The sequence below is a fragment of the Gryllotalpicola sp. CP2-P1 genome (genome assembly GCF_057512245.1).
Genome location: NZ_JBLRDT010000109.1, coordinates 1 through 9,102 on the forward strand (window position 1 = coordinate 1; position 9,102 = coordinate 9,102).

Sequence of the window (9,102 nt, forward strand, 5' to 3'; positions counted from 1 at the left end):
TCGTACTCGGTGGCGACGGATGCCTCGGCCTGAGCACCGAAGGCGAGGTCGGCCTCGAGGCCCAGCGGTCGCAGGGTGCGCTCGGTCACGAGTCGCTCCCACGGCACGCCCGTCACCGACTCTGCGAGGGCCATGGCCGTGTTGTAGCCGGCGTCGGAGTAGCGGAAGTGCTCGCCGGGGGCGGAGGCGAGCGGCGTCTCGAGCAGCCCCGCGAGCAGGGCCTCGCGATCGTCGAAGGGGGTCGCCGCGAGCGGCGGCGCATCGGCCGGGCGGTGGGCGAGGTGGTCGAGCAGGGGCTGCTCCCAGCCGTGCCAGCTGGCCGGCAGCCCGCTCGTGTGCGTCAGCAGGTGGCGCAGCGTGACCTGCTTCTTGGCGCCGGCCCGGTAGGCCGGCAGCTTCACCGCCAGCGGCTCGTCGAGGTCGAGCGCGCCGTCTCTGACGAGCGAGAGGATCGTGTGGGCGCTCGCGAGCTTGGTGACGGATGCCAGGTCGAACCGGGTGTCGCGGGTGACCGGCTCGCCGGCATCCGCCTCGAGCCTGTCTCCGTTCGCGTCGACGGATGCCTTCACGCCGACTTCGAGCTCGACGACGGTCTCTCCGTCCACGCTCACCGCGACCGCTGCACCCGAGAACCCGCCGAGCGCGAGCCGCTCGTCGAGAAGCGCGCGGACGCTCTGCTCGACGGTCGTGTTCACGCGGCCAGCCTATGCGGTGGGTCCGCGTGCGCGCGGGGCGCACCTCTCCGGGTCCCCGGACGCGAGAAGGCCCCCGCCGAAGCGGGGGCCTTCCTGTCGCACTGGCTGCTACTAGTTGTAGGTGCCGGGCGTGTAGTCGTCGCTCGAGAAGGAGTCGAAGTCCACGAAGGACAGCGAGTTCTCGTCGAACACCGAGTCGTCGGAGAAGATGCGGTTCGGGTAGCGCTCCGCCTTCGCCTCCTCCGTCGCGTCGACCGTCACGTTGCGGTAGCGACCGAGGCCGGTGCCGGCCGGGATCAGCTTTCCGATGATGACGTTCTCCTTCAGGCCGATCAGCGGGTCGCTCTTGCCCTCCATGGCGGCCTGCGTGAGCACGCGGGTGGTCTCCTGGAAGGAGGCCGCCGACAGCCACGACTCGGTCGCGAGCGAGGCCTTGGTGATACCCATGACCTCCTGGCGGGCGGCCGCGGGCTTCTTGCCCTCGGCCACCGCGGCGCGGTTGACCTCGACGAAGCGCGAGCGGTCGACCAGCTCGCCGGGCAGCAGCTCGGTCTCGCCGTGCTCGACGACGGTGACCTTGCGCAGCATCTGGCGAACGATGACCTCGATGTGCTTGTCGTGGATCGGCACACCCTGCGAGCGGTAGACGCCCTGCACGCCGCCGACGAGGTGCTCCTGCACGGCACGGACGCCCATGACGCGCAGCACCTCCTTCGGGTCGACCGAGCCGATGATCAGCTGCTCGCCGAGCTCGACGTGCTGGCCGTCCTCGACGCGGAGGGTCGAGCGCTTCAGGACCGGGTAGACGTGCGGCTCATCGCCGTTGTCGGGCGTGAGGATGACCTTGCGGCTCTTCTCCGTCTCCTCGATCTTGATCGTGCCCGCGGCCTCTGCGATGGGCGACGAACCCTTCGGGGTACGCGCCTCGAAGAGCTCCTGCACACGGGGCAGACCCTGCGTGATGTCGTCAGCACCGGTGGTACCGCCCTGGTGGAAGGTACGCATCGTCAGCTGGGTGCCGGGCTCACCGATGGACTGCGCCGCGATGATGCCGACGGCCTCGCCGATGTCGACGAGCTTGCCGGTGGCCAGCGAGCGGCCGTAGCACTTCGCGCAGACGCCGACCGACGACTCGCAGGTCAGGACCGAGCGCACCTTGATGCGCTCGACGCCGGCCTCGACGAGCTTGTCGATGAGCACGTCGCCCACGTCGGAGCCCGCCTCGGCCACGACGGTGCCGTCGGCACCGACCGCGTCGACGGCCAGGGTGCGGCCGAACACCGAGTTCTCGACGTTCGGGTCGCGGGTGAGCACGCCCTCGGCGTTGTTCGCCGCGATCGCGAGGTCGAGGCCCTTGTTCGTACCGCAGTCGTCCTCGCGGATGATGACGTCCTGCGAGACATCCACCAGACGACGGGTCAGGTAACCCGAGTCGGCGGTGCGCAGAGCGGTGTCGGACAGACCCTTACGAGCACCGTGGGTGTTGATGAAGTACTCGGCAACGGTCAGGCCCTCGCGGTAGCTCGAGAGGATCGGGCGCGCGATGGTCTCACCCTTCGGGTTCGTCACCAGGCCGAGAAGACCCGCGATGTTACGGATCTGCAGCCAGTTACCACGGGCGCCGGAGCTCACCATGCGGTAGATGGTGTTGTCCTTCTCGAAGTTGTCGCGCATGGCCGCCGCGACCTCTTCGGTCGCCTTGGTCCAGATGTTGACGAGCTCGAGACGGCGCTCGTTGTCGGTGGTGAGACCGCGGTCGTACTCGCTCTGGACCTTGGCTGCCTGCTTCTCGTACTTGGCGATGATCTCCTTCTTCTGGGGAGGAGTCGACACGTCGGACATGGCCACCGTGACGCCCGAGCGGGTCGCCCAGTAGAAGCCGGCGTCCTTGACGCGGTCGAGCGTCGCCGCGACCTCGACCTTCGGGTACCGCTCGGCGAGGTCGTTGACCAGCTGCGAGATGCGGCCCTTGTCGGCGACGGCCTCGACGTACGGGTAGTCCGCGGGAAGCGCCTCGTTGAAGAGCGCGCGGCCCAGCGTGGTCTCGATCGTCGCGGTCGAGCCCTGCACGAAGCCCTCGGGCGCGGTCTCCTCGTCGAGGTAGAGGTCCGTGAGACGGAGCTTCACCTTGGCGTTGAGGTCGAGCGTGCCCTGGTCCTTCGCGAGGATCGCCTCGGCGACCGACGAGAACGCGCGGCCCTCACCGAGCGCACCCTCCTTGACGGTGGTCAGGTGGTGCAGACCGATGATCATGTCCTGCGCGGGCAGGGTGACCGGGCGGCCGTCGGAGGGCTTCAGGATGTTGTTCGAGGCGAGCATCAGGATGCGGGCCTCGGCCTGGGCCTCGACCGACAGCGGCAGGTGCACGGCCATCTGGTCGCCGTCGAAGTCCGCGTTGAACGCGGCACACACGAGCGGGTGCAGCTGGATCGCCTTGCCCTCGACGAGCAGCGGCTCGAAGGCCTGGATGCCGAGACGGTGCAGCGTGGGCGCACGGTTCAGCAGCACGGGGCGCTCGCGGATGATCTCCTCGAGGACGTCCCAGACCTGCGGGCGCGAACGCTCGACCATGCGCTTGGCCGCCTTGATGTTCTGGGCGTGGCCCAGGTCGATCAGGCGCTTGATCACGAACGGCTTGAACAGCTCGAGCGCCATCTGCTTGGGCAGACCGCACTGGTGCAGCTTCAGCGTCGGGCCGACGATGATGACCGAGCGGCCCGAGTAGTCGACGCGCTTGCCGAGCAGGTTCTGGCGGAAGCGACCCTGCTTTCCCTTCAGCATGTCGCTGAGGGACTTGAGGGCGCGGTTGCCGGTGCCGGTGACGGGGCGACCGCGGCGGCCGTTGTCGAACAGTGCGTCGACGGCCTCCTGCAGCATGCGCTTCTCGTTGTTCACGATGATCTCGGGGGCACCGAGATCGAGCAGACGGCGCAGACGGTTGTTGCGGTTGATCACGCGGCGGTACAGGTCGTTCAGGTCGGAGGTCGCGAAGCGGCCGCCGTCGAGCTGGACCATCGGGCGAAGCTCGGGCGGGATGACCGGCACGACGTCGAGCACCATCGCGGCCGGCGAGTTGCCGGTGGCGAGGAACGAGTTGACGACACGCAGGCGCTTGATCGCGCGGATCTTCTTCTGGCCCTTGCCCGTGGCGATCTGCTCGCGCAGCGTCTCGGCCTCGGCCTCCAGGTCGAAGTCCTGCAGGCGACGCTTGATCGCCTCAGCACCCATGTGGGCCTCGAAGTAGAGGCCGTAGCGGTCGACGAGCTCGTTGAAGTCGGCGTCCTCGGGCTTGAGGTCGCCGACCTTCAGCGTGCGGAACGACTCCCAGACGCGCTCGAGACGAGCGATGTCCTCGTCGAAGGACTTGCGCAGCTGCGCCATCTCCTTCTCGGCGCCGTCCTTGACCTTCTTCTTCTGGTCGGCCTTGGCGCCCTCGGCCTCAAGGGCCGCGAGGTCGGCCTCGAGGCGGCCGAGGCGGTCGGCCACGGCTGCGTCGCGCTGGTCGCCCAGCGTCTTCAGCTCGAGACGGAGCTCGTTCTCGAGACCGGGCAGGTCGGCGTGACGCCCGTCCTCGTCGACGAAGATGACCATGTATGCCGCGAAGTAGATGACCTTCTCGAGGTCCTTCGGGGCCATGTCGAGCAGGTAGCCGAGGCGGCTGGGCACACCCTTGAAGTACCAGATGTGCGTCACCGGGGCGGCGAGCTCGATGTGGCCCATGCGCTCACGGCGCACGGACGACTTGGTGACCTCAACACCGCAGCGCTCACAGACGATGCCCTTGAAGCGGACACGCTTGTACTTGCCGCAGGCGCACTCCCAGTCGCGGGACGGGCCGAAGATCTGCTCACCGAACAGACCGTCCTTCTCGGGCTTGAGGGTGCGGTAGTTGATGGTCTCGGGCTTCTTGACCTCACCGTAGGACCACTTGCGGATGTCCTCAGCGGTAGCAAGGCCGATGCGAAGCTCGTCAAAGGTAGTTGCGTCGAGCAATTTCTCTCCTACTTAGAAAAGTTCTCTGTTATCGGCCTGGCTTCAGATCTCTTCGATCGAAGAGGACTCGAAGCGGGCGGAGATGTTGATGCCGAGCTCTTCCGCAGCGCGGAAGGCCTCGTCGTCGGTGTCGCGCAGGCTGACCGCGGTGCCGTCTGCCGACAGCACCTCGACGTTCAGGCACAGCGACTGCATCTCCTTGATGAGGACCTTGAAGGACTCGGGGATGCCGGGCTCCTGGATGTTCTCGCCCTTGACGATCGCCTCGTACACCTTGACGCGGCCGAGGATGTCGTCGGACTTGATGGTGAGCAGCTCCTGCAGGGCGTATGCCGCGCCGTATGCCTCGAGCGCCCACACCTCCATCTCACCGAAGCGCTGGCCACCGAACTGCGCCTTACCACCCAGCGGCTGCTGCGTGATCATCGAGTAGGGGCCGGTCGAGCGGGCGTGGATCTTGTCGTCGACCAGGTGGTGCAGCTTCAGGATGTACATGTAGCCGACCGACACCGGGTCAGGGAACGGCTCGCCGGAGCGGCCGTCGAACAGGACCGTCTTGCCCGAGGAGCCGATCAGGCGCTCGCCGTCGCGGGTGACGAGAGTCGAGTCGAGCAGACCCGAGATCTCCTCTTCAGAGGCGCCGTCGAACACGGGCGTCGCGAGCTTCGTGTTCGGAGCGACCTCGCGCGCCTCGGGCGGCAGGCCCTTGGCCCACTCGGGGTCGCCCTCGATCTTCCAACCGGTCTTCGCGACCCAGCCGAGGTGCGTCTCGAGCACCTGGCCGAAGTTCATGCGACCGGGGATGCCGAGGGGGTTGAGCACGACGTCGACCGGCGTGCCGTCCGCGAGGAACGGCATGTCCTCGACGGGAAGGATCGTCGAGATGACGCCCTTGTTGCCGTGGCGGCCGGCGAGCTTGTCACCCGCGGTGATCTTGCGCTTCTGGGCGATGTAGACGACCACGCGCTGGTTGACGCCCGAGCCGAGCTCGTCGTCGCCGTCCTGCGCGTCGAACACCTTGACGCCGATGATCGTGCCCTCTTCGCCGTGGGGAACCTTCAGCGAGGTGTCACGCACCTCGCGGCTCTTCTCGTTGAAGATGGCGCGCAGCAGGCGCTCCTCGGCGGAGAGCTCGGTCTCGCCCTTCGGCGTGACCTTGCCGACGAGGATGTCGCCGGGGCGGACCTCTGCGCCGATGCGGACGATGCCGCGCTCGTCGAGGTCGGCCAGCAGCTCCTGGCTGACGTTCGGCAGGTCGCGGGTGATCTCCTCCTTGCCGAGCTTCGTGTCACGGGCATCCACCTCGTACTCCTCGATGTGGATCGAGGAGAGGGTGTCGTCCTTCACGAGGTTCTGGCTGAGGATGATCGCGTCCTCGTAGTTGTAGCCCTCCCACGGCATGAACGCGACGAGCAGGTTCTTGCCGAGCGCGAGCTCGCCGTTCTCGGTCGCCGGGCCGTCGGCGATGACCTCGCCGACCTCGACGCGGTCGCCCGCGTTGACGATCACACGGTGGTTGTAGCTCGTGCCCTGGTTCGAGCGGTCGAACTTGCGCAGGTAGTAGTCCTGCGTGCCGCCCTCGTCGAGCTGCACGGTGACGACGTCGGCCGACACCTCGGTGACGACGCCGGCCTTCTCAGCGGTGACCACGTCACCCGCGTCGATCGCGGCGAAGCCCTCCATACCGGTGCCGACGACCGGGCTCTCGGAGCGCAGCAGCGGCACGGCCTGACGCTGCATGTTCGCACCCATCAGGGCGCGGTTCGCGGCGTCGTGCTCGAGGAACGGGATGAGGGAGGTCGCGACCGACACCATCTGGCGCGGCGAGACGTCCATGTAGTCGACCTGCTCGGCGGGGATCAGGTCGACCTCGCCGCCGACCTCACGTGCGAGCACGCGCTCCTCGGCGAACGAGCCGTCGGCCTTCAGCGGCGCGTTGGCCTGGGCGATGATGAACTCGTCCTCTTCCGCTGCGGTGAGGTAGTCGACCTGGTCGGTGACCTTGCCGTCGACGATCTTGCGGTACGGCGTCTCGATGAAGCCGAACGAGTTGATCCGCGCGAACGACGCGAGCGAGCCGATCAGACCGATGTTCGGGCCCTCAGGCGTCTCGATCGGGCACATGCGGCCGTAGTGCGACGGGTGCACGTCGCGGACCTCGACACCGGCGCGCTCACGCGAGAGGCCGCCGGGGCCGAGCGCCGACAGGCGGCGCTTGTGGGTGAGCCCCGCGAGCGGGTTGTTCTGGTCCATGAACTGCGACAGCTGCGAGGTGCCGAAGAACTCCTTGATCGCGGCCACGACGGGGCGCACGTTGATCAGGGTCTGCGGGGTGATCGCTTCGATGTCCTGCGTGGTCATGCGCTCGCGCACGACGCGCTCCATGCGCGACAGGCCGGTGCGGACCTGGTTCTGGATCAGCTCGCCCACGGCGCGGATGCGGCGGTTGCCGAAGTGGTCGATGTCGTCGACGTCGAGGCGCACCTTGACCGGCTGGCCGTCGCGGATGCCGTCGAACTCGGTCTCGCCCGAGTGCAGCGACACCAGGTACTTGATCGTGCGAACGACGTCCTCGACGGTCAGGACCGAGTCGGTCAGCGGCTTGTCGAGGCCGAGCTTGCGGTTGATCTTGTAACGGCCGACCTTGGCGAGGTCGTAGCGCTTCGGGTTGAAGTAGAAGTTGTCGAGGAGCGCACGGGCGGCCTCGGCGGCCACCTGCTCGCCCGGACGGAGCTTCCGGTAGATGTCCTTGAGCGCCTCCTCCTTGGTGAGGATGGCGTCCTTCTCGAGGGTGGCGGCGATCGACTCGAAGCCCTTGAACTCCTCGAGGATCTCCTCGCTGGTCATCCCCAGGGCCTTGAGGAACACGGTGACCGACTGCTTGCGCTTGCGGTCGATGCGCACGCCGACCTGGTCGCGCTTGTCGATCTCGAACTCGAGCCACGCGCCGCGGCTCGGGATGATGCGGGCGCTGTAGATGTCCTTGTCGGAGGTCTTCTCGGGCGTGCGCTCGAAGTAGACGCCCGGCGAGCGGACCAGCTGCGACACGACGACACGCTCGGTGCCGTTGATGATGAACGTGCCCTTGTCGGTCATGAGCGGGAAGTCGCCCATGAAGACCGTCTGGGTCTTGATCTCACCGGTCTGGTGGTTCATGAACTCGGCCTCGACGTAGAGGGGGGCCGAGTAGGTCTTGCCCTTCTCCTTGCACTCGTCGATCGAGTACTTCCGCTCCTCGAGGAACGGGTTCGTGAACGAGAGCTGCATGGTCTCGCCCAGGTCCTCGATGGGCGAGATCTCCTCGAAGATCTCCTCGAGGCCGGTGCGGGTAGGAAGATCCTGACGACCCTGCGCGAGGCCTTCGGCCACACGGGCCTTCCACGCGTCGTTGCCGACCAGCCAGTCGAAGCTCTCGGTCTGGAGAGCCAGCAGGTCAGGAACGGTCAGGGTGTCGGTGATCTTGGCGAACGAAAGACGAGAGTGGTCTCGTCCGTTCTTCGGGTTGGTGGTCGATGCGTTGCGAGCAGCAGCCAAGGAAATAACCTCCGAAGGCCCATCGCGAATTGGGCCTCAAGTTACTGACGGTCTGGACGAGAACTCCCCGCGTTTCAGCTGCTCTATCTGACTCGCCCCGCCGATAAGGTGGGACTGCCCGGAGCACGCTTTGGTCACGCAGTGCCGACCGCAATATGAAGGCATGACGTTAGAGGGAGCGCAAAGGTCAAGTATATGGGGCGGCGCGTCGCCGTGTCCACCCGATTCTTGACTCGAATTGCTTCAAGGGGTATAAGTCCGCGTCATTCCGGCTTATTCCCCCGGATTCTCGCGTGCGATCGCCAGTGTCTGGATGCGCGCGGGGGCCACGGGAGCGAGCGAGATGCGCACGCGCACGGGCCCCTCGGCCGCCTCACGCAGCCACGACACCGACGCGGGCGACGCGGATGCCTCGAGCCGCGGCTCCTCGCCCGCGGCGACGATCCCCAGGCCGCGCACCAGCTCGGCGCGCTCGGCGATCGGCACGTCGGCGGCGACGTTGGCCGACAGGATCTCTTCCGCGAGCGCCTCGCTCGGGTCATCCGCCGCCCATGCGTCGATCAGGCGATCGGCGGCGCGCCCGAGCGCGACCGTCTCGGGCCAGGGCTCGGGCTGCGGGGCGGTCACCCCGCCCTCGGCGATGAGCAGATCGACGAGGGCGGTCACGGGAACGCTGACGCCGGCATAGGTGGCGTTCTCGAAGGCGACGACGCCGAAGCCGCCCGGCGCGTTCCAGCGCACATGGGCGCTGAAGCCCGGGTAGCCGCCGGAGTGCCCGACCGTGTGGCCGATCGCCGTGCCCTTCTCGACCATGAGGCCGAAGCCGTAGCCGTGCTCCTCGACCCCGGCGCGTGCCGTGGGGATCGTGCGCTGCACCTGC

Annotated in this window: 3 protein-coding genes and 1 pseudogene; all 4 read right to left on the bottom strand. The window is 67.4% G+C overall.

Going from position 1 to position 9,102, the window contains the following annotated elements; translation table 11 throughout:
- Window positions 1-695 (bottom strand): serine hydrolase domain-containing protein (locus ACM2XV_RS09620; protein ID WP_487026772.1); only part of this gene is annotated, 695 nt, incomplete at its 3' end.
- A 111-nt stretch (window positions 696-806) separates the two neighbouring features.
- Window positions 807-4,688, bottom strand: coding sequence for a DNA-directed RNA polymerase subunit beta' (locus tag ACM2XV_RS09625; RefSeq protein ID WP_344776470.1), 3,882 nt, complete (start codon window positions 4,686-4,688; stop codon window positions 807-809).
- 42 nt (window positions 4,689-4,730) lie between these two features.
- Window positions 4,731-8,222, bottom strand: a complete 3,492-nt coding sequence (gene rpoB, locus ACM2XV_RS09630) for a DNA-directed RNA polymerase subunit beta (RefSeq protein WP_344776472.1) — start codon at window positions 8,220-8,222, stop codon at window positions 4,731-4,733.
- Window positions 8,223-8,495: 273 nt separating this feature from the next.
- Window positions 8,496-9,102, bottom strand: a pseudogene (locus ACM2XV_RS09635) (serine hydrolase domain-containing protein); the annotation flags it as partial.